We start from the raw sequence: 21,345 nt of genomic DNA on the forward strand, positions 1-21,345 counted from the left end.
CCGCGCTGTCTGTCGAAGAGGAATGGGCACCGATGCCTGAGTTCGAGTACACCGATCTGCTTCCCATGGGAGAGGACACCACCCCCTACCGGCTGGTGACCTCGGAGGGTGTCTCCACCTTCGAGGCCGACGGGCGGACCTTCCTCAAGGTGGAGCCGGAGGCGCTGCGCAAGCTGGCCGAGGAGGCCATCCACGACATCCAGCACTACCTGCGCCCGGCTCACCTGGCACAGCTGCGCCGGATCATCGACGACCCCGAGGCGTCGAGCAACGACAAGTTCGTCGCCCTCGACCTGCTGAAGAACGCCAACATCGCCGCGGCGGGCGTGCTGCCCATGTGCCAGGACACCGGCACGGCGATCGTCATGGGCAAGCGCGGGCAGAACGTGCTCACGCAGGGCCGCGACGAGGAGGCCCTCTCCCGCGGCATCTACGACGCCTACACCAAGCTGAACCTCCGCTACTCCCAGATGGCTCCGCTGACCATGTGGGAGGAGAAGAACACCGGGTCCAACCTGCCGGCGCAGATCGAGCTGTACGCGACGGACGGCGGCGCCTACAAGTTCCTGTTCATGGCGAAGGGCGGCGGTTCCGCCAACAAGTCCTTCCTCTACCAGGAGACGAAGGCCGTCCTGAACGAGGCCTCCATGATGAAGTTCCTGGAGGAGAAGATCCGCTCGCTCGGTACGGCGGCCTGCCCGCCGTACCACCTGGCGATCGTCGTCGGCGGCACGTCCGCCGAGTACGCGCTGAAGACCGCCAAGTACGCCTCCGCGCACTACCTGGACGAGATCCCGGCCGAGGGGTCGCCGCTCGGGCACGGCTTCCGCGACAAGGAGCTGGAGGAGAAGGTCTTCGAGCTGACGCAGAAGATCGGGATCGGCGCGCAGTTCGGCGGCAAGTACTTCTGCCACGACGTGCGCGTGGTGCGGCTCCCGCGGCACGGGGCGTCCTGCCCGGTGGCCATCGCCGTCTCCTGCTCGGCCGACCGCCAGGCCGTCGCGAAGATCACCGCCGAGGGCGTCTTCCTGGAGCAGCTGGAGACCGACCCGGCACGGTTCCTGCCCGACACCACGGACGAGCACCTGGAGTCGGAGGGCGACGTGGTCAGGATCGACCTCAACCAGCCGATGGACGCCATCCTCGCCGAGCTGACGAAGTACCCGGTGAAGACGCGGCTGTCGCTGTCCGGGCCGCTGGTCGTGGCGCGTGACATCGCGCACGCCAAGATCAAGGAGCGGCTGGACGCGGGCGAGGAGATGCCGCAGTACCTGAAGGACCACCCGGTGTACTACGCCGGCCCGGCGAAGACGCCCGAGGGTTACGCGTCCGGCTCCTTCGGACCGACCACGGCCGGCCGTATGGACTCCTACGTCGAGCAGTTCCAGGCGGCGGGCGGCTCCAAGGTGATGCTGGCCAAGGGCAACCGGTCGCAGCAGGTCACGGACGCGTGCGGGACGCACGGCGGCTTCTACCTCGGCTCCATCGGCGGCCCGGCCGCCCGCCTCGCCCAGGACTGCATCAAGAAGGTCGAGGTCGTCGAGTACGAGGAGCTCGGCATGGAGGCCGTCTGGAAGATCGAGGTCGAGGACTTCCCGGCGTTCATCGTCGTCGACGACAAGGGCAACGACTTCTTCAAGGACCCGGCGCCGGCACCGACGTTCACGTCGATCCCGGTGCGGGGGCCCGGGCTGGCCTAGGACCGCGTACGGCGGGGGCGAGGGGAATTCCCTCGCCCCCGCCGTCCTTTCGGCGTCCCGCCCCTGAGGGCCCCGGCCCGGGGCGGGGGCGGCGGTCGCGGGAAGTCCCCCGGACAGCCCACTCCCGGAACAACCGCGCCCGCTCCCACGCTGAACCGGGTATGACCGACTACCGCATCGAACACGACTCCATGGGCGAAGTCCGCGTCCCCGCGCACGCGAAGTGGCGGGCCCAGACACAGCGCGCGGTGGAGAACTTCCCCGTCTCCGGGCAGCGCATCGAGCGGGCGCACATCGAGGCGCTCGCACGCATCAAGGGGGCGGCGGCGAAGGTCAACGCCGAACTGGGGGTGCTCGACAAGGAGATCGCGGAGGCGATCCAGGAGGCGGCCGCCGAGGTGGCCGAGGGACGGTGGGACGAGCACTTCCCGGTGGACGTGTTCCAGACCGGGTCCGGGACCTCGTCCAACATGAACACCAACGAGGTCGTCGCCACCCTCGCGAGCGAACGCCTCGGGCGGGACGTCCACCCCAACGACCACGTCAATGCCTCGCAGTCCTCCAACGACGTCTTCCCCTCGTCCATCCACATCGCCGCCACCGCCGCCGTCACCCGCGACCTGATCCCGGCCCTGGAGCACCTGGCCACCGCCCTCGAACGGAAGGCGGAGGAGTTCGGTGACGTCGTGAAGTCCGGGCGGACGCATCTGATGGACGCCACGCCGGTGACGCTCGGTCAGGAGTTCGGCGGGTACGCCGCCCAGGTGCGGTACGGCGTCGAGCGGCTGAAGTCCTCGCTCCCCCGGCTCGCCGAACTGCCGCTGGGCGGCACCGCCGTCGGCACCGGCATCAACACGCCCCCGGGCTTCTCCGCGGCCGTCATCCAGGAGGTCGCCCGCGTCACCGGCCTGCCGCTGACCGAGGCGCGCGACCACTTCGAGGCGCAGGGCGCGCGCGACGGCATCGTGGAGACGAGCGGTCAGCTCAGGACCGTCGCCGTGGGCCTGACGAAGATCGCCAACGATCTGCGCTGGATGGCGTCGGGGCCCCGGACCGGGCTCGCGGAGATCAGCCTCCCCGACCTGCAGCCCGGCTCCTCGATCATGCCCGGCAAGGTCAACCCGGTGATCCCGGAGGCCGTGCTGATGGTCGCCGCGCAGGTCACCGGGAACGACGCCACCGTCGCCGCGGCGGGAGCGGCCGGCAACTTCGAGCTCAACGTGATGCTGCCGGTCATCGCCAAGAACGTGCTGGAGTCGATCCGGCTGCTCGCCAACGTGTCGCGGCTGCTCGCCGACCGGACCGTCGACGGCATCGTCGCCCACCGCGAGCGGGCCCGCGAGTACGCCGAGTCGTCGCCGTCGGTGGTCACCCCGCTCAACAAGTACATCGGCTACGAGGAGGCCGCGAAGGTCGCCAAGAAGGCGCTGGCCGAGCGGAAGACCATCCGGCAGACCGTGCTCGAAGGGGGGTACGTGGAGCGCGGGGACCTGACGCTCGAACAGCTCGACGAGGCGCTGGACGTCCTGCGGATGACACACCCGTGACCTTTCCGCCCGGCGCGAGAACCGTGACGCGCGCCGCAGCGTCGTATGCCCATGGCACCTAATATCTGTTCATGGCAGACGGTGGAGCGGTGAGACGCGTGGGAACGGGCGGTGCGGCGGTCCACTGGGAGCCCGGGGACCAGATCCTGTGGCGGTACCGGGAGAACGGCGGCGAGCGCTTCCACATCGCCCGGCCCGTCACCGTCGTGCGTGACGACGAGGAACTGCTCGCCGTGTGGATGGCCCCCGGCACCCAGTGCGTCAAACCCGTGCTCGCCGACGGCACGCCCCTGCACCAGGAACCGCTGCGCACCCGGTACACCAAGCCGCGCAGCGTGGTGGTCGACCGCTGGTTCGGCACGGGAGTGCTGAAGCTGGCCCGGCCCGGCGAGCCCTGGTCGGTGTGGCTGTTCTGGGAGCCGGGCTGGCAGTTCAAGAACTGGTACGTCAACCTCGAGACGCCGTTGGCCCGTTGGGACGGCGGCGTGGACTCCGAGGACCACTTTCTGGACATCTGCGTGTACCCGGACCGCACCTGGGGCTGGCGGGACGAGGACGAGTTCGCGCAGGCCCAGCAGGACGGCCTGATGGACGCGGCGGTGGCCGAACAGGTCCGGGAGGCGGGCAGGTCGGCGGTGGAGGTGATCCGAGCCTGGGGGCCGCCGTTCGGCGACGGCTGGCAGCACTGGCGCCCGGATCCGTCCTGGGCCGTACCGTTGCTGCCGGAGGACTGGGACCGGATGCCCGCGCACCTGTCCACATGAGACCCTTGCTGCGCCCCCGGGCATCAAACGTAGGATCGTCCTCCGCAAGGGCAGGACGCGACGACAACTCCCGGAGCAGGCACCGGGTCTGACCCAACGTCACCGAGGGGCGGCAGGACGTGAGCGAGGGGTACGAGGGCAACACCGGTGGGGCCGACGCCGGCCCCGAGGGCCGCGCCCGGTGCACCGGTTGCACAGGAACAGCCTCTGACCACGCGGGAAATCCGTTCCGGGGACACGTATTCCGGGTATCGGGTTCTCTGCGGGACCAACTGCACGCGCGGCGCGCAGCCCCGGACGGACGGATTCGACTCGCGTGACGGAGCAGCCCACCTCCTACGAACGCCCCCAGGGCGTCGACCCCACGGACCCCCGCGGGGCGCTCCTGCGTTCCCAGGCGCCCGCACCCGGCTCCACCGCCTTACCGTCCCCCGCCGCTCAGGCCCGCACCCCCGACGGGATGCCGGGCACGACCTCACCGGGTTCCCCGGCGCCGTACGGGAAGGGCGGGAACGGAGTCAAGGGAGGCAAGGGGAAAAAGGGGGGCAAGGGCAGCATGGGAAAGGATCCGGCCGCGTCCGGTCCCGAGCACGCGCAGCCCGCGGCCGACGAGACCATGGCGGCGCCTCCCGGACGGGCACAGCCGGGCGTGGAGGAGCACCGGCCGCGTCCCGCGCCGGAGTCCATCCCGCTCCAGCCGGGCGCCGAGGCACGGCCCGAGCGCGGTCCGGACGGGCAGGAGCGCCGCAGCGGACAGGTGCCCGCGCCCGGCCGGCCCACGCCGATGCGGCGGGACGGGGACCGGCTGCGCTTCGTGGGCGCGGCGACGCGGCGGATCGCCCGCGGCCTGGACCTGGACGAGATCGTGATGGGGCTGTGCCGGGCCACCGTGCCGACCTTCTCCGACGCGATCCTCGTCTACCTGCGCGACCCGCTGCCGGTCGGCGACGAGCGGCCGGCGGCGGACCGGGTCGTGCTGCGGCTGCGGCGCACCGACCGGATCCCGGAGGAGCGGGACCCCGAGATCGGGTTCGCGCTGCTGTCCGTGCCGCCGCAGGAGGCGCCGGAGGTGTCCGAACTGTCGGCCGCGGTCGCGGAGCTGTGCGAGGTGCGGCCGGGCGGGGCGCTCGCGGAGGTGCTGCGCGGGGTGCGTCCGGTGTTCGCGGACACCCCGGCGGCGCGCGCCGCGCTGCCCGAACTCATCGGCGAGGACAGTCAGCTGATCGTCCCCGACGACCAGCGGGCGATCCTGGCCCCGCTGCGCGGCCGGCGCCGGGTGATCGGCGCCGCGGTCTTCGTCCGCCGCCCGGACCGCATCCCCTTCGAGAACGACGACCTGCTGGTCGCCGCCCAGCTCGCCACCCACAGCGCCCTGGGCATCGACAAGGCGGTGCTGTACGACCGTGAGGCGTACATCGCCGACGAACTCCAGCGCACCATGCTCCCGGAGACGCTGCCCCGCCCCACGGGCGTACGGCTGGCTTCCCGCTACCTGCCCGCCGCGGAGACGGCACGGGTCGGCGGCGACTGGTACGACGCCATCCCGCTGCCGGGCAGCCGGGTGGCGCTGGTGGTGGGCGACGTCATGGGCCACTCCATGACCAGCGCCGCCATCATGGGTCAGCTGCGGACCACCGCCCAGACGCTCGCGGGGCTCGACCTGCCGCCGCAGGAGGTGCTGCACCACCTCGACGAGCAGGCCCAGCGCCTGGGCACCGACCGCATGGCGACCTGCCTGTACGCCGTCTACGACCCCGTCTCGCACCGCATCACCATCGCCAACGCCGGCCACCCGCCGCCCGTGCTGCTGCACCTGGGCGGCCGGGCCGAGGTGCTGCGGGTGCCGCCGGGTGCGCCGATCGGTGTGGGCGGCGTCGACTTCGAGGCCGTGGAGCTGGACGCGCCCGCCGGGGCGACCCTCCTGCTGTACACCGACGGCCTGGTGGAGTCCCGGCTGCGGGACGTGGCGACCGGCATAGAGCAGCTTCGCGAGAAGCTCGCGGCGACCGCGCAGCTGACGGGGCCGGACCATCCGCCGCCCCTGGAGGCGCTGTGCGACGAGGTGCTCGACATGCTCGGGCCGGGCGACCGGGACGACGACATCGCGCTGCTCGCCGCGCGCTTCGACGGGATCGCGCCGAGTGACGTGGCGTACTGGTTCCTGGAGCCGGAGGACGCCGCACCGGGGAAGGCGCGGCGGCTGGCCCGGCGGGCGCTGGACCGCTGGGGGATGGAGGAGCTGACCGACTCCGTCGAGCTGCTGGTGAGCGAGGTGGTCACCAACGCGGTGCGGTACGCCTCCCGGCCGGTGACGCTGCGGCTGCTGCGTACCGACGTGCTGCGGTGCGAGGTCGGGGACGACGTGCCGCAGTTGCCGCGGCTGCGCCAGGCGCGGGCGACGGACGAGGGCGGTCGGGGGCTGTTCCTCGTGAACCGGCTGGCCCGGCGGTGGGGTGCGACCCGGCTGAGCACCGGGAAGGTCGTCTGGTTCGAGCTGAACCGGGGCTGACGCTCCCGCGAGAGCGCGGACGAAGGGCGCCCGGCGATCGCCGGGCGCCCTTTCTCCGTGCCTGGGGGCCTATTGACCCAACTGCGGATCCAGTGGGTTCTCGGGCTCCTCCGTGGAGGGATCCTCCGTGGTCGGCTCCTCCGACGGTTCCCCCGTGGTCGGCTGCTCGGAGGGTTCCTGCGTCGTCGGCTCCTGGGAGGGCGTCTGGGTCCGCGGAGGCGCGCTGGTCGTCGGGGCCTCGGTGCTGGGCTCCTCCGACGGCTCCTGCGACTGCGACGGGGAGGCGCTGGGGGTGACGCTCGGCTGGACCGCGGCGCCCTGGTCGGTCTCCAGGTCGAACTTGGTGACCTTGGTGGAGACGCCGAAGGTGTACGCCGCCCAGATCTGCGCCGGGAAGCCACCGCCGTTGACACGGCCCGCGTCGCCGGTCAGGCCGGTGGTCGCGCCGGTCAGCGTGACCTGGGGGTGCGGGGCCTTGGCGGACTCGCCGAACAGGCCGACCGAGGTGACCAGGTCGGGGGTGTAGGCGGTGAACCAGGCCGACTTGTTGTCGTCGGAGGTGCCCGTCTTGCCGGCGACCTTCTGGCCCTTGCGCAGGGGGTTGTCCCGCACGGACTTCTTGGCCGTGCCGTCGTCGACCACGCCCGTCAGCACGGAGGTCACCGAGTCGGCTGCCTCACGGCTGATGACCTGGTCGCCGATGGGCTCGGCCGGCTTCACCGCGTGGCGGCTGTTCTCCACCGACTTGATGAGGGTCGGGGTGACCTTCTTGCCGTGGTTGTCGAGGGTGGCGTAGACACCGGCCATCTGCAGGGGGCTGGCGCCCATGGTGCCGAGGGTCTGCGCGGGCACCGCCTTCAGGTCCTCGGTGTCCATGCCGAGGTCGCTCGCGGTCTTCAGCACCTTGTCCATGCCGACGTCGACGCCCATCTGCGCGAAGACGGAGTTGATGGACTTGTTCATCGCCGTCTGGACGGTGACGTCGCCGTAGTCGACGTCGTCCTCGTTCTCCGGGGCGAAGCCGATGTCGCTGCCCACGACGGGACGCTTGCTGGTGCCGTCGTAGAGGGTGTTCGCGGTGATCTCGTCGCCGTCCTGGGTCTCGGCGCCCTGGTCCAGGGCCGCGGCGAGGATCACCGGCTTGAAGGTGGAGGCGGGCTGGTAGTCGGTGCGGGTGGCGTTGTTCGTGTAGTGCTCGACGTAGTTCACGCCGCCGTACATCGCCACGACCGCGCCCGTCTTCGGGTTCACGGAGACGGCGCCGGCCTGGACGTCGCCGTCGACCGAGCGCTTCTTCTTGTCCAGCTTGCTGGTGAGCTGCTCCTTGACGGACTGCTCCAGCGCCTTCTGCTTCTTCTTCTCTATGTTGAGGGTGATGTTCCAGCCGCCGGCGCCGACCATCGCCTCGGCCTCCTTGGCGCTCTCGGCGATGCCCTGGGCGACCAGCTGCCGCTCCAGCTCGCTGTTGGCCGCGTTCATCAGGTAGCCGACCTGGCCCTCCTGACCGGGGACGGCCTTGGGCTCCTTGGGCACCGGGAACTTCATGGCGTCCCGCTTCGCCTTGTCGAGCCAGCCCTCCTCGACCATGTTGTTCAGGACGTAGTTCCAGCGGCGCTGGACCAGCGTCTTGCCCGTGTCGGAGGCGACGGCCCAGTCGTACTGGCTGGGGGCCTGGAGCAGCGCGGCGAGGTAGGCGCCCTGCTCGACGGTCAGCTTGTCGGCGTCGACGCGGTAGTAGGCCTGGGCGGCGGCCTGGATGCCGTAGGCGCCGCGGCCGTAGTAACTGGTGTTGATGTAGCCGGCGAGGATGTAGTCCTTGGACTTCTCCCGGTCCAGCTTCAGTGAGATGACCAGTTCCTTCAGCTTGCGCGTGACGGTCTGTTCCTGCGTCAGGTAGTAGTTCTTGACGTACTGCTGGGTGATCGTCGAACCGCCCTGGGCGCCCTTGCCCATGAGGGTGTTGAGCATGCCTCGCGCGGTGCCCTTCAGGTCGACGCCGGCGTCGTTGTAGAAGGTCTTGTTCTCGGCGGCGACGAAGGTGCGCTGGACGGGCTTGGGGACGTCCGCCAGGTCCACGTTCTCGCGGTTGAGCTTGCCGTCGCGGGTCAGGAGCGTGCCGTCGCTGTACTTGTAGACGTTGCTCTGGAGTTGGGCGTCCGCGTTCGCCGTGTCGGGGATCGGCGTCGTCAGGTACAGCGCGACGAAGGCGCCGATGCCGAGCAGACAGATGCCGAGGAAGGTGCCGAGCATCTTCTTCCAGGTGAAGAGCCGGCGTATGCGGCCCTTCTCACCCTTGGCGCCCTTGCCGCCCTGCTTCGCGCTCCTGCGGGCCGCCGCGCGCCCGCCGGACGCGGCGCGGGTCGTCGCCTCCTCCTCCGGCGCCACGGACTCGCTGCGCGAGGCGGGGCCCGTCGCTCGCGACGAGCGGTTCTTGGGCGCGGCGCGGCGGCCACCGCGCTGTCGCGCTCGTCTCTCTTCCGCTCGTCCCATGAGTCCGCTCGCTCCGCTTCCTACTCGGCAGTCACACCAGCGCCCGGGGGCAGGTCAGCTCAGAAAGCTAACACCGCTCTCTGTGACGAACGGGCATCGATCCGGCCCTGGGCGGGCGTGAGAATCAGCACCCCGCCCGGCGGAACCGGCGCACCGTTCCACCGAGATCGACGTTCGAGAGGCGCCGAGGGTTGCCATCCGACGATAAAGTGATATCACTTAGATAGATCGAAGCTAACGCGAAGCAGCACTCGCGAGAAACGGGGGATCCCTGTGTCCACGCACGACCCGCACGCCCCACAGCACCCGTCGGCCGCCTCCGAGGCCCCGATCGACGTGGACGTACCCGAGATGCCGGCCCCGCGCGTGACGGAGTTCCCCGCGCGCAGCGTGGGCGGCGGACTCGCGCTGCTGCTGGGCCTGATCGGGCTGCTGGCCGGCGCCGGCCTGGTCGCGGTCGGCGCGACGGTGGCCGCGACCGCCGCCAAGGCCGCGCTGATCACCGTCGGCATCCTCGTCGCCCTCGCCGCGTTCCTCGCCATGTGCGGCCTGAACACGGTGGCGCCGGGCGAGGCCCGGGTGGTCCAGCTCTTCGGGCGCTACCGGGGGACCATCCGCGAGGACGGCCTGCGCTGGGTGAACCCCTTCACCTCCCGGGAGAAGATCTCCACCCGCGTCCGCAACCACGAGACGGCGGTCCTGAAGGTCAACGACGCCTACGGCAGCCCCATCGAGCTGGCCGCGGTCGTGGTGTGGAAGGTGCGGGACACCGCCCAGGCCACGTTCGAGGTGGACGACTACTTCGAGTTCGTCTCCACCCAGACCGAGGCCGCCGTGCGGCACATCGCCATCGAGTACCCCTACGACTCCCACGACGAGGGCGGGCTCTCACTGCGCGGCAACGCCGAGGAGATCACCGAGAAGCTCGCCGCCGAACTGCACGCACGCGTGGAGGCGGCCGGCGTGCAGATCATCGAGTCCCGCTTCACGCACCTCGCCTACGCTCCGGAGATCGCCTCCGCGATGCTCCAGAGGCAGCAGGCCGGCGCGGTGGTCGCGGCGCGGCGGGAGATCGTGGACGGCGCGGTCGGCATGGTGGAGGCGGCCCTCAGCCGGATAGCCGAGCAGGACATCGTGGAACTGGACGAAGAGCGGAAGGCGGCGATGGTGTCCAACCTGATGGTGGTGCTGTGCGGGGACCGGGCTCCCCAGCCGGTGCTCAACACCGGAACCCTCTACCAGTGACGGTTCCCGAAGGGGGCGGCGCCCCCCAGCGTCGGCCGCAGCAGCGCAAGCAGGTGCTGCTGCGGCTGGATCCGCTGGTCTACGACGCGTTGGCCCGGTGGGCCTCGGACGAGCTGCGGTCGGCGAACGCGCAGATCGAGTTCCTGCTGCGGAAGGCGCTCCAGGACGCCGGGCGGCTTCCCGGCGGCACCGGCCCGCTCCCCCGCCGCGGCCGCCCTCCGGGAGGCGCGGCCCCCAAGCCCCCGTCGTCCTGAGGACGGCGTCCGGCGCTGTAGCAGAGCTGTGACAAAAGGCCCCCACCTGCGCCGCCCCACACCCCGCCACCACCTCCGCACTCCGCGTATACACACGGCGTATACACCATGTGTAGAGTCCCTTCCATGTCGATCCCTCACACCCTCCTGGGGCTCCTGGAGTCCGGGCCCCGCCACGGCTACGACCTGAAGCGGGCCTTCGACGAGAAGTTCGGACACGACCGGCCACTGCACTACGGCCAGGTCTACTCGACGATGTCCCGGCTGCTGAAGAACGGACTCGTCGAGGTCGACGGCATCGAGGCGGGCGGCGGCCCGGAGCGGAAGCGGTACGCCATCACCGACGCCGGGATCACCGACGTCGCCCGCTGGCTCGCCACCCCCGAGACGCCCGAGCCGTATCTGCAGTCCACGCTCTACACCAAGGTCGTCCTGGCGCTGCTCACCCACCGCGACGCGGCCGACATCCTCGACACGCAGCGCGCCGAGCACCTGCGCAGCATGCGCATCCTGACCGACCGCAAGCGCAAGGGCGACCTCGCCGACCAGCTGATCTGCGACCACGCCCTGTTCCACCTCGAGGCCGACCTGCGCTGGCTGGAGCTGACCACCGCGCGCCTCGACAGGCTGCGTGAGGCGGTGACCGCGTGAACGCTCCCGCGGGCTCGCTGCTCGCCGCCGAGAACCTGCGCAAGGCGTACGGGCCGACGATGGCGCTGGACGGCGCTGATTTCTCCATCCACCCCGGCGAGGTCGTCGCCGTGATGGGACCCTCCGGATCCGGCAAGTCCACCCTGCTGCACTGTCTCGCGGGGATCGTGACGCCCGACTCGGGCTCGATCCTCTACGACGGGCGGGAGCTCGCCACGATGAGCGACGCCCGGCGCAGCGCGCTCCGGCGCTCGGAGTTCGGGTTCGTGTTCCAGTTCGGGCAGCTCGTACCGGAACTGACCTGCGTGGAGAACGTGGCGCTGCCGCTGCGGCTGAACGGCACCCCGCGCAAGCAGGCCGAGCGCACCGCGCTGGCCTGGATGGAGCGGCTGGAGGTCGACGACCTGCGCGGGAAACGGCCCGGTGAGGTCTCCGGCGGGCAGGGGCAGCGGGTGGCCGTGGCGCGTTCGCTGGTCACCGGCCCGCGGGTGGTGTTCGCCGACGAGCCCACCGGCGCGCTGGACTCGCTCAACGGCGAGCGCGTGATGGAACTGCTCACCGAGGCCGCCCGGTCCGCCAACGCGGCCGTGGTCCTCGTCACGCACGAGGCGCGGGTGGCCGCCTACTCCGACCGCGAGATCGTCGTACGGGACGGGAAGTCCCGGGACATGGAGCGGGTCGTATGAACCTGCTCCGTCAGTGGTCCAGGGACCTGGCCCTGGGGGTCCGGTTCGCCTTCGCCGGCGGGCGGGAGGGCTGGGTCCGGGCGGTCCTGACGGCCGTCGGCGTGGGGCTCGGCGTGGCGCTGCTGCTGCTGTCGACCGCCCTGCCGAACGCGCTCGCGGTGCGGCACGACCGCGAAGAGGCCCGCCTGGACTACGCGTTCAGCGCCGAGACGCCACCCAAGGCCGACGACACCGTGGTGGTCGCCCACGTCGACACCGACTTCCGCGACAAGCGGGTGCGCGGCCGCCTGCTGGAGCCGGAAGGGCCGCGCGCCCCGCTTCCGCCGGGGCTGGGCGCGTTCCCGGCCGACGGCGAGATGGTGGTCTCGCCCGCGCTGAAGGAACTGCTCGCCTCCGACTCGGGGAAGCTGCTGCGCGAGCGGCTGCCCTACCGGATCACCGGCACCGTCGGGGAGACCGGGCTCATCGGGTCCCAGGAACTCGCCTACTACGCGGGCGGTTCCGGGCTGGCCCGGCACATCGGGGACGGCGACGTGTACCGCCTCGAGCGGTTCGGGGAGACGGACCCGGCGCCGGAGGAGCCCGACCCGGTGCTGATCCTGCTGAACATCGTCGTGATCGTGGTGCTGCTGATGCCGGTCGCGGTGTTCATCGCGGCGGCCGTGCGGTTCGGCGGCGAGCGGCGCGACCGCCGGCTCGCGGCCCTGCGCCTGGTGGGCGCCGACGGCCGGATGGCCCGGCGGATCGCGGCGGGAGAGGCGATGGCCGGCTCGCTGCTCGGCCTGGTTCTCGGCACCGGGTTCTTCCTGATGGGGCGCCAGTTGGCGGGATCGGTCGAGGTCCTGGGGGAGAGCGTCTGGCCCAGCTACCTCGATCCCTCCCCCGTCCTGGCCGCGCTGGTCGCGGTGGCGGTCCCGACGGCCGCCGTGCTGGTCACCCTCCTCGCGCTGCGCGGTGTGGTGATCGAGCCGCTCGGCGTAGTGCGCGCCGCGAAGCCCTCGCGGCGCCGGCTGTGGTGGCGGCTGCTGCTGCCGGTGGCCGGTCTCGCCATGCTCTACCCGATGGTGGGACAGGGCCGCGAGAACGGCGACTTCAACCAGTACCTGGTGGTCGGTGGTGTCCTGCTGGTGCTCGTCGGTGTCACCGCGCTGCTGCCGTGGCTGGTGGAGACGGTCGTCGCCCGGCTCGGCTCGGGCGGGGTCGCCTGGCAGCTCGCCGTACGGCGCCTCCAGCTGAGCAGCGGTACGGCCGCCCGGATGGTCAACGGCATCGCGGTGGCGGTGGCCGGTGCGATCGCGCTGCAGATGCTGTTCGCCGGGGTCGACAACCAGTACACCGAGGACACGAAGCTGGACCTCAACCGGGCGCAGATGTCGGTGCGCGTGCCGGACGGCACCCCGCTGGCGGCGACCGCGCAGAAGTTCGCCGACACCAAGGGCGTACGTAAGGTCACGGCCCTGTGGGAGGGCTACTTCGGCGACAGCTCCTGGAAGACCGAGAACGGCCCGGCCCTCGCCGCCGAGCTGACCGTCGCGGACTGCGCGGCCCTGCGCGAGGTGGCCGAGCTGCCTTCCTGCGCGGACGGCGACGTGTTCGTCCTCGACGGCGACCAGTTCTCCGCCGACGGACCGAAGCTGAACAAGCCCGGCAAGAAGCTGTACATCGAGTCGTCGGCGTCCGGGGTCAGCACGGAGGCCACCTGGACGGTCCCGGCCGGCGTCATCGAGGCCCGCTCGATCAAGGACCCGACCGGCACCCGGCGCGGCGGCTTCCTGATGACACCGGCCGCGCTGCCCGAGAACCTCAGGAAGTCGGTCAGCGGCCAGGTGTACCTCTCCATCGACGAGTCCGTGCCCGACGCCTACGAGTACACCCGCAACACCACCGCGTCGGTGGGCCCGCTGGCCTACACGGCGACCTGGTCGGCCACCCGGACGTCGAACAGGTTCGAATCCGTCCGCACCGGTCTGCTCGTGGGCGCCGTCTGCGTCCTGGCGCTGATCGGTGCGAGCCTTCTGGTGTCCCAGCTCGAGCAGCTGCGCGAACGCCGCAAGCTGCTGTCGTCGCTGGTCGCCTTCGGCACCCGGCGCCGCACGCTGGCCCTGTCGGTGCTGTGGCAGACGGCGATCCCGATCGCGCTGGGCCTGTTCCTGGCCGCCGCGGTGGGCCTCGTCCTGGGCGCGATCCTGCTGAAGATGACCGGCACACCGGTGAGTGCGGACTGGGCGAGTGTCCTGTCCATGACCGGCATCGGTGCGGCGGTCGTCCTGCTGGTCACGCTGCTGAGCCTGCCGCCGCTGGTGCGGCTGATGCGCCCGGAGGGGCTGCGTACCGAGTAGCCGCCCCGCAGGGCGGAGGGCCCCTCCCGGACGTGAACCGGTGAGGGGCCCTCGGCGCGCCCGGAAAGGCCGCTCACAGCCGGTACTCCTTCACCACCCTCCGCACCTGCGCGAACAGCATCCCCACGTTCACCGACTTGCGGCGGGTGGGCGGCTTCCCCACGGTGACCGCTCCGGGCGGAGGCTCGGTGGCCGGACCGCGTTCGCAGTCGTCGACGCCGCCCGCGACGACCGCGAACGCGGCGTCCTTCAGGGCCGTCGCGCAGACGACCCGGAGCTGGGCGGCTCCCGTGCAGCCGTGCGCGACGAGCCCGGCGGCCGGCGCGCCCCGCCGGACTCGCGCACCAGTGCGGCGCACTCCTCTCCGCCGATCCGCCCGGAGCGCAGCATCAGGGCCTTCGGCCCGGGCGCGCCCGGCGACTCGACGGCGACGACCAGCCCGCCGCGCAGGTGGACGGTGCCGCCGGGCGAGCCGGACACCCGCACCTCCCCGGTGCAGCCGTCACGCCCGCACACGGCCAGGTCGCGTGCCGGCAGCTCGTAGCCCGACATCACGCCCCTTGGCCTGTCGCACAGACGCCTGACGCGTAGCGCTGAGGAGGGAAGGTGCAGCCGGCGCGCATTTCCCAGGAGGGGGTTCCCTAGCTGCCCTCAGCCGACGGAAGTTGCTCCCGCGGGCGGCTCCATTCGTTTTGCTCGGCGCTCATTCGACCGCATGCCGGTCATCGGTCGTCGCCCCGAGCACCCGCACCGGCAGCGGTCGCAGCGCCTCCCGCAGGGCGGCCGCCAGCTCCTCGTACTCGGCTCCGCGCGCGGCTCCCGCGCGCATGACGAGGGCGACGCGGCGGGAGGGGGCGGGGTCGGCGAAGGAGCCGGTGAGCAGCTGGGTGCTGCGGCTGGTCTCGACGGTCACGGCGGTGCGCGGCAGCAGGGTGCAGCCGAGCCCGCCCGCGACGAGCTGGACCAGCGTGGACAGCCCGGCGGCGGTCGTGGTCACGGGGGCGTCCTCGCGTCCGGCCTCCCGGCAGATGTCCAGGGCCTGGTCGCGCAGGCAGTGCCCCTCGTCCAGGAGCAGCAGGTTGAGCTCCTTGAGGGCCTCGCGCGGGATGCCCTCCCGGCCGCCGAGCCCGTGGTCGAGGGGGGTGACGAGCACGAAGTCCTCGTCGAACAGGGGAAGTTCGACGACCCCGGGCATGCCGAGCGGGACGGCGAGCAGCAGCAGGTCGAGCCGGCCGCCGGCCAGGCCGTCGACGAGGTTGGCGGTCTGCTCCTCGTGGACCTGGAGGTCGAGGTGCGGGTAGCGGTCGTGGACCAGCCGCAGAACGGTGGGGAGCAGGTAGGGCGCGACCGTGGGGATGACCCCGAGGCGCAGTATGCCGGTGAAGGGCGCCCGCACCGCGTCGGCCTCCTCCATCAGCGCCCCGACCTCGGCCAGCACCGCCTTGGCCCGTACGGCGAGCCGCTCGCCGGCCGGGGAGAGCAGCACCTTGCGGGTCGTACGCTCGAGAAGGGTCACGCCGAGCGTCTCCTCCAGCGCGGAGACGGCGCCGGACAGGGCGGGCTGACTCATGCCGATGGCGGCGGCCGCGTCCCGGAAGTGCAGGTGCTCGGCGACGGCCGCGAAGGCCCGCAACTGGGCCAGACTGGGCTGCCTCCTCTTGGCCCCCACATTACTCACGGTCACTGATAGCTGCCTCCGATCAACCCTATCGAGTGTAGCCATTTCCGCGATCAATGCACCGTGTGCCACGATCGATCTCGTCCGACCCATGGGAAGCGTCCGCGATCCGGACGCTTCTTCGCTGCAAGGAGAGCGTGTGCTCACTGTTGGTGACAAGTTCCCCGAGTTCGAACTGACCGCCTGCGTCTCGCTGGAGAAGGGCAAGGAGTTCGAGCAGATCCACCACAAGTCCTACGAGGGCAAGTGGCTCGTGGTCTTCGCGTGGCCGAAGGACTTCACCTTCGTGTGCCCGACCGAGATCGCCGCCTTCGGGAAGCTGAACGACGAGTTCGCCGACCGCGACGCGCAGATCCTCGGATTCTCCGGCGACTCCGAGTTCGTCCACCACGCCTGGCGCAAGGACCACCCGGACCTGACGGACCTGCCGTTCCCGATGATGGCCGACTCCAAGCACGAGCTGATGCGCGACCTCGGCATCGAGGGCGAGGACGGCTTCGCGCAGCGCGCCGTCTTCGTCGTGGACCCGAACCGTGAGATCCAGTTCACGATGGTCACCGCGGGCTCCGTCGGCCGTAACCCCAAGGAGGTCCTGCGGGTTCTGGACGCCCTGCAGACCGACGAGCTGTGCCCCTGCAACTGGACCAAGGGCGAGGACACCCTCGACCCGGTCGCGCTGCTGGCCGGGGAGTGAGCTGACATGTCCCTCGACACCCTGAAGTCCGCGATACCGGACTACGCCAAGGACCTGAAGCTCAACCTGGGCTCGGTCATCGGCAACTCCGACCTTCCCGCGCAGCAGCTGTGGGGCACCGTGCTGGCGACCGCGATCGCCTCCCGCTCCCCCGTCGTCCTGCGCGAGCTGGCGCCGGAGGCCGAGGCGAACCTCTCGCCGGAGGCGTACACGGCCGCGAAGGCCGCCGCCGCGGTGATGGCGATGAACAACGTCTTCTACCGCACCCGCCACCTGCTGTCGGACCACGAGTACGGCAATCTGCGTGCGGGCCTGCGGATGAACGTCATCGGCAACCCCGGGGTCGACAAGGTCGACTTCGAGCTGTGGTCCTTCGCCGTCTCCGCCATCAACGGCTGCGGCCTCTGCCTCGACTCGCACGAGCAGGTCCTGCGCAAGGCGGGCGTCGAGCGCGAGGTGATCCAGGAGGCGTTCAAGATCGCCTCGGTGATCCAGGCGGTCGGCGTGACCCTCGACGCGGAGTCGGTCCTCTCCGAGTGACCCACACACCGCGGGCCCCGTTCACCTCCCGGTGGACGGGGCCCAGCCGTTCCTGCGCCCCGCCGCTACGACGGCGGGGCGTTCGGGGGCGGGGGCTCCGGGGGCGGGCTCACCGGCGCCACGTCCACCGCCGTGGCGCCCCTCGGCCTCGGAGAGGTCCGCGCCGCCGGCTCCCGTGAGTACGCGTGCAGATAGGTCACCACCGTGTTCGTCACCGCCACCAGCGGTACGGCCACCACCGCACCGCCGATCCCGGCGACCATGCCACCGGAGGCGACCGCGAGGACCACCGCGAGCGGGTGGACGCGCACCGCGCGGCCCAGGATGAACGGCTGGAGGATGTGCCCCTCGATCTGCTGGACGGCCAGCACGACCACCAGGGTCATCACCGCGGTGAACACCCCCTGCGTCACCAGCGCGACCACGACGGCCAACGCTCCAGAAGCGACCGCGCCGACCAGCGGGATGAAGGAGAACAGGAAGATGAAGACGGCGAGCGGGACGGCCATCGGCACGTCGAGGAAGTAGATGCCGAGCCCGATGAAGATCGCGTCGATCAGCGCGACCACCACGGTGCCGCGCACGTACGCCGTGAGCGTCGCCCAGGCCCGCGGCCCCGCGCCCGCCACGCCCGGCCGGGCGGCGGCCGGCACCAGCTTGAGGGTCCACTCCCAGATGCGCTTGCCGTCGTAGAGCAGGAAGAGCGTCGCGAAGAACGACAGCAGGATGCCGGTGAGGGCCTCGACGACGACGGTGACGCCCTCCAGGCCCGCCGAGGTGATCTCGTCGGTGTTGGCGCCGACCGCCTCCCGAAGGTTCTTCGCGATGGCGTTGATCTGCTTGTCGGTGACGTGGAAGGGGCTGTTGAGCAGCCAGTTGCGCAGGTCGTCGATGCCGTCCTGGACCTGGTCGGAGAGGTCGTCGATGTTCTCCATGACCTGCCAGGTCACGAACCAGCCCATCAGGCCGATGACGACGAACCCGAGGATCGCCGTCAGCGCGGTCGCGAGCCCCCGGGGCACGCCCCGGCGCCGGAGGCGGGCGACGGTGGGCTCCAGCAGGGCGGTCAGCAGCAGCGCCACCACGAAGGCCAGGACGACGAGTTGGACGGCGCTGATCACCTTCATGAGGACCCAGACGGTCCCCGCGAGCACCAGCAGCCGCCAGCCCGCCTCGGCCGCGACCCGGACCCCCCACGGCACGACCTGTGCGGGATCGGGGCGCGGGGCGGGGGGCGGCAGCTCCTCGGGGAGCACCACGGGGGTGTCCGGCGGGAACCCGGGCCCGTCGGCCTCCTCGCTCTCCCGCCGGGCCTCGGCACGGCGCTTGTCCAGCCGCTCACCCATCTCGGTCAGACCGGCGCCGAGCCGGCCGAGCCACCCTGGCACTCGCGACATGATCCGTCCTCTTCCCCCGTCTCTCCGCACCACTCCCCCTGGAGTCGTCGGCTCCGACCGTACAGGGCGAAAGCCCCTCCCCCTAGGACGGGGAGGGGCTGCGCGGGGTTGAGCAAGCGGGCGCGGGCGTGGGCCCCACCGGCGGTCTCGGCGGGCCGGGTGTCACCGGGCGCCCGGCGGAGCGCTCAGTACCAGTGGTTGACCTGCCAGAAGGACCAGGCGTCGCAGGGGCTGCCGTACCGGTCGTTCATGTAGTTGAGGCCCCACTTGATCTGGGTGGCCGGGTTCGTCTGCCAGTCGGCGCCGACGGACGACATCTTTGAGCCGGGCAGGGCCTGGAAGAGGCCGTAGGCACCGGAGGAGGGGTTCACGGCCCGGTAGTTCCAGTCGGACTCGTGGTCAACGATGTTGCTGAAGCACTGCCACTGGCCGCTGGGAACCATCTGCTGCGCCATCGCCTTGATCTGCGCGATGGTGTAGGAGCTCTGGACGGGGAAGTCGGATACGCTGCGGCTCGCCGCGGCCTTGGCCTCGGCGCGTTCCTTGGCCTCCTCGGCCGCCTTCTCGGCGGCCTCCTTCTTCGCGATCGCGGTCTTGGCGGCGGCCTTGCGGGCCGCTTCCTCGGCGTCCTTCTTGGCGCTCTCGTCCGCGGCGATCGCCTGGACGCTGGCCTGCTGCGTCAGGGACGCGGTCTGCACCTGGGCCTGCTGGCCGACGGGTATGTCCGCGAGGAGCGTCGAGTCGCTCGCCGTCGTTTCTGCGTCGTTGGTCTGCGCGGTGCTGCCCGAGGCAACGCCGACGACGCTTCCGACAGCGGTGACCGCGGTGGCCGAGGCCACTGCGAATCCCCGGACCGAGATCCGGCTCACACGGTTTCCTTCCAGCATCGCCCGCTTCGGTGACCCTGGCGGACGCAATCGTGCCCCTGGCACTGGCCTCCCAACTGCGGGGTCACGGGAGGCGCGGGCCCGGTGGGCAACTCCCCGCTGGGGAGCGCCGCGTGGTGCTCGGGCGGCATACGACGGTCGGTATGGAGTTGACGGTTGCGCCCTGTGGTGCCGTACCTCTCCCACTGCCTCGAGGGCGTGGGAGCACCCCAGGGGGTACAGGTGTGTCGTATGCGGGGCCTGACAGGAGTGAGACTCTGCCGTAACCCTGCGCCGCAAGGCAATTCCGAGTTGCGTGTGAAAGCTCACATCCGGTTTGCCCCTGGGGATTTCATCGTTCGCCCACATATGAAGGCGCCGCCCGACTAGGCTCACAGCCTTTGCCGGGCGGCGCCAACTACCGTTCAGGGCCTGAGAAAACGGTCAGGAAGGTCAGATCTGCCCGTCCTCCAGCATTTCGGTCACAAGGGCCGCGATCTGGGACCTCTCGGACCGATTCAGGGTGACGTGCGCGAACAGCGGATGCCCCTTCAGTTTCTCCACGACGGCGACCACACCGTCATAGCGACCGACGCGCAGATTGTCCCTTTGCGCCACGTCATGGGTCAGAACGACCCGTGAATTCGCGCCGATGCGGGACAGCACCGTCAGCAGCACATTCCGTTCCAGCGACTGGGCCTCGTCCACGATCACGAACGCGTCGTGGAGGGAGCGGCCGCGGATGTGGGTGAGCGGGAGGACCTCCAGCATCCCGCGGGCGGTGACCTCCTCGATGACCTCGCGACTGGTGACCGCGGACAGCGTGTCGAACACCGCCTGCGCCCAGGGGCTCATCTTCTCGGCCTCGGTGCCGGGCAGATAGCCCAGCTCCTGCCCGCCCACCGCGTACAGCGGACGGAAGACCATCACCTTCTGGTGCTGGCGGCGCTCCAGGACCGCCTCCAGGCCGGCGCACAGCGCGAGCGCCGACTTGCCGGTGCCGGCCCGGCCGCCCATCGACACGATGCCGACGTCCGGGTCGAGCAGCAGGTCGAGCGCGATGCGCTGCTCGGCGCTGCGGCCCTTGATGCCGAACGCCTCGCGGTCGCCGCGCACCAGACGGACATTGCCCTCGGGCGTGACCCGGCCCAGCGCCTTGCCGCGCTCGGACTGGATGGTCAGGCCGGTGTGCACGGGAAGGTCGGAGACCTCCGGCACGTACACGTGACCTTCCTCGAAGAGGATGTCCACCTGTTCGCCCGACAGGGTGAGTTCGGACATTCCGGTCCAGCCGGAGGCGTCCGTGATGGCGAGCTCGGCGCGGTACTCCTCGGCGAGGAGTCCGACGGAGGACGCCTTGATCCTGAGCGGGAGGTCCTTCGACACGACGGTGACGTCGTACCCCTCGGCCTGCAGGTTGCGGGCGACCGCGAGGATGCGTGAGTCGTTGTCCCCCAGGCGGTAGCCGGTGGGCAGCACGCTGGGATCCGAGTGGTTGAGCTCGACACGGATGGTCCCGCCCAGTTCCCCGATCGGGAGGGGGGCGTCGAGGCGTCCGTACCGCACCCGGTAGTCGTCGAGCAGGCGCAGGGCCTGCCGGGCGAAGTAGCCGAGTTCGGGATGGTGCCGCTTGGCCTCCAGCTCGGTGACCACGACGATGGGGAGCACGACCTCGTGCTCGTCGAAGCGGGTCAGGGCGTTCGGGTCGGCCAGAAGGACGCTGGTGTCGAGAACGTAGGTGCGCCGGTCGGGCTTGTGGCGCTTTGTGCTGGTCACCACGGAAGGACGTACCCCCTCGGATGAGGTCGGGGAGCGACGGAGTGGAGCTGGACCGGAGATCGGCCGCCCTGCACGGGCCGAAAACCGGCCCTCCGCCGCGTCCGTGCTGACCGCACGATCAGGCTGGTGCAAAGGGCCTCCCGGGCGGACGGCCCCGTGCCGTCCGCTGAGATCCGACACCCGTGGTTCGGGCGTCGACCTGCTTG

Annotated in this window: 17 protein-coding genes; 11 read left to right on the forward strand and 6 right to left on the reverse strand. The window is 71.1% G+C overall.

Annotated elements, in window-relative coordinates; translation table 11 throughout:
* Positions 1-32: 32 nt before the first annotated feature.
* The 4 genes from ACIHAR_RS31210 (at position 33) to ACIHAR_RS31225 (ending at position 6,520) form a co-directional block, all read left to right on the forward strand.
* Positions 33-1,700: a fumarate hydratase gene (locus ACIHAR_RS31210; protein WP_400022773.1), complete on the forward strand. Its 1,668-nt coding sequence runs from the start codon at positions 33-35 to the stop codon at positions 1,698-1,700.
* A 161-nt stretch (positions 1,701-1,861) separates the two neighbouring features.
* Positions 1,862-3,247 carry a class II fumarate hydratase gene (locus tag ACIHAR_RS31215; RefSeq protein WP_365461408.1) on the forward strand — a complete coding sequence of 462 codons (1,386 nt, stop codon included), beginning with the start codon at positions 1,862-1,864 and terminating at the stop codon, positions 3,245-3,247.
* A 71-nt stretch (positions 3,248-3,318) separates the two neighbouring features.
* Entirely contained in the window at positions 3,319-4,011 is a 693-nt protein-coding gene (locus tag ACIHAR_RS31220; protein ID WP_365461406.1) for a DUF402 domain-containing protein, read from the forward strand.
* Positions 4,012-4,327: 316 nt separating this feature from the next.
* Entirely contained in the window at positions 4,328-6,520 is a 2,193-nt protein-coding gene (locus tag ACIHAR_RS31225) for a SpoIIE family protein phosphatase (protein WP_400022774.1), read from the forward strand.
* Positions 6,521-6,589: 69 nt separating this feature from the next.
* Here ACIHAR_RS31225 and ACIHAR_RS31230 read toward each other — a convergent pair whose 3' ends face one another.
* Positions 6,590-9,010, reverse strand: coding sequence for a transglycosylase domain-containing protein (locus tag ACIHAR_RS31230; protein WP_400022775.1), 2,421 nt, complete (start codon positions 9,008-9,010; stop codon positions 6,590-6,592).
* Between the two features lie 273 nt (positions 9,011-9,283).
* Between ACIHAR_RS31230 and ACIHAR_RS31235 the strand changes: the two genes are divergently transcribed.
* The 5 genes from ACIHAR_RS31235 to ACIHAR_RS31255 all read left to right on the forward strand — a co-directional run bounded on the left by ACIHAR_RS31235 (position 9,284) and on the right by ACIHAR_RS31255 (position 14,185).
* Positions 9,284-10,255 (forward strand): SPFH domain-containing protein, encoded by a 972-nt coding sequence (locus ACIHAR_RS31235; protein WP_400022776.1) that lies wholly within the window; start codon positions 9,284-9,286, stop codon positions 10,253-10,255.
* Positions 10,252-10,509, forward strand: a complete 258-nt coding sequence (locus ACIHAR_RS31240) for a hypothetical protein (RefSeq protein WP_365461400.1) — start codon at positions 10,252-10,254, stop codon at positions 10,507-10,509. The genes ACIHAR_RS31235 and ACIHAR_RS31240 overlap by 4 nt, the downstream gene beginning before the upstream one ends.
* Before the next feature lie 126 nt (positions 10,510-10,635).
* Positions 10,636-11,160 carry a PadR family transcriptional regulator gene (locus ACIHAR_RS31245; protein ID WP_365461398.1) on the forward strand — a complete coding sequence of 175 codons (525 nt, stop codon included), beginning with the start codon at positions 10,636-10,638 and terminating at the stop codon, positions 11,158-11,160.
* Positions 11,157-11,846, forward strand: coding sequence for an ABC transporter ATP-binding protein (locus tag ACIHAR_RS31250; RefSeq protein ID WP_365461396.1), 690 nt, complete (start codon positions 11,157-11,159; stop codon positions 11,844-11,846). The genes ACIHAR_RS31245 and ACIHAR_RS31250 overlap by 4 nt, the downstream gene beginning before the upstream one ends.
* Positions 11,843-14,185, forward strand: a complete 2,343-nt coding sequence (locus tag ACIHAR_RS31255; protein ID WP_400022777.1) for an ABC transporter permease — start codon at positions 11,843-11,845, stop codon at positions 14,183-14,185. The genes ACIHAR_RS31250 and ACIHAR_RS31255 overlap by 4 nt, the downstream gene beginning before the upstream one ends.
* Before the next feature lie 73 nt (positions 14,186-14,258).
* On the opposite strand, the gene ACIHAR_RS31260 is transcribed toward ACIHAR_RS31255, so the two are convergent.
* Positions 14,259-14,543: a hypothetical protein gene (locus tag ACIHAR_RS31260; protein WP_400022836.1), complete on the reverse strand. Its 285-nt coding sequence runs from the start codon at positions 14,541-14,543 to the stop codon at positions 14,259-14,261.
* Positions 14,544-14,888: 345 nt separating this feature from the next.
* Positions 14,889-15,854 (reverse strand): LysR substrate-binding domain-containing protein, encoded by a 966-nt coding sequence (locus ACIHAR_RS31265; RefSeq protein ID WP_400022778.1) that lies wholly within the window; start codon positions 15,852-15,854, stop codon positions 14,889-14,891.
* A 148-nt stretch (positions 15,855-16,002) separates the two neighbouring features.
* Here ACIHAR_RS31265 and ACIHAR_RS31270 point away from each other — a divergent pair, with 148 nt between their 5' ends.
* Both ACIHAR_RS31270 and ACIHAR_RS31275 read left to right on the forward strand, forming a co-directional pair.
* Entirely contained in the window at positions 16,003-16,557 is a 555-nt protein-coding gene (locus ACIHAR_RS31270) for a peroxiredoxin (protein ID WP_365461388.1), read from the forward strand.
* Between the two features lie 6 nt (positions 16,558-16,563).
* Positions 16,564-17,097 (forward strand): alkyl hydroperoxide reductase, encoded by a 534-nt coding sequence (locus tag ACIHAR_RS31275; protein ID WP_365461386.1) that lies wholly within the window; start codon positions 16,564-16,566, stop codon positions 17,095-17,097.
* A gap of 65 nt (positions 17,098-17,162) precedes the next feature.
* On the opposite strand, the gene ACIHAR_RS31280 is transcribed toward ACIHAR_RS31275, so the two are convergent.
* From ACIHAR_RS31280 to ACIHAR_RS31290, 3 genes are all read right to left on the reverse strand, one after another.
* Positions 17,163-18,494 carry an AI-2E family transporter gene (locus tag ACIHAR_RS31280; RefSeq protein ID WP_365461384.1) on the reverse strand — a complete coding sequence of 444 codons (1,332 nt, stop codon included), beginning with the start codon at positions 18,492-18,494 and terminating at the stop codon, positions 17,163-17,165.
* A 185-nt stretch (positions 18,495-18,679) separates the two neighbouring features.
* The gene (locus tag ACIHAR_RS31285; protein ID WP_365461382.1) at positions 18,680-19,363 is read right to left on the reverse strand and encodes a transglycosylase SLT domain-containing protein; all 684 of its coding nucleotides are present in this window, start codon (positions 19,361-19,363) and stop codon (positions 18,680-18,682) included.
* A gap of 450 nt (positions 19,364-19,813) precedes the next feature.
* Positions 19,814-21,139 (reverse strand): PhoH family protein, encoded by a 1,326-nt coding sequence (locus tag ACIHAR_RS31290; RefSeq protein ID WP_365461380.1) that lies wholly within the window; start codon positions 21,137-21,139, stop codon positions 19,814-19,816.
* Positions 21,140-21,345 lie beyond the last annotated feature (206 nt).

The organism is Streptomyces sp. NPDC052016 (genome assembly GCF_044548445.1).
In the GTDB taxonomy this organism is placed as follows: Bacteria; Actinomycetota; Actinomycetes; order Streptomycetales; family Streptomycetaceae; genus Streptomyces.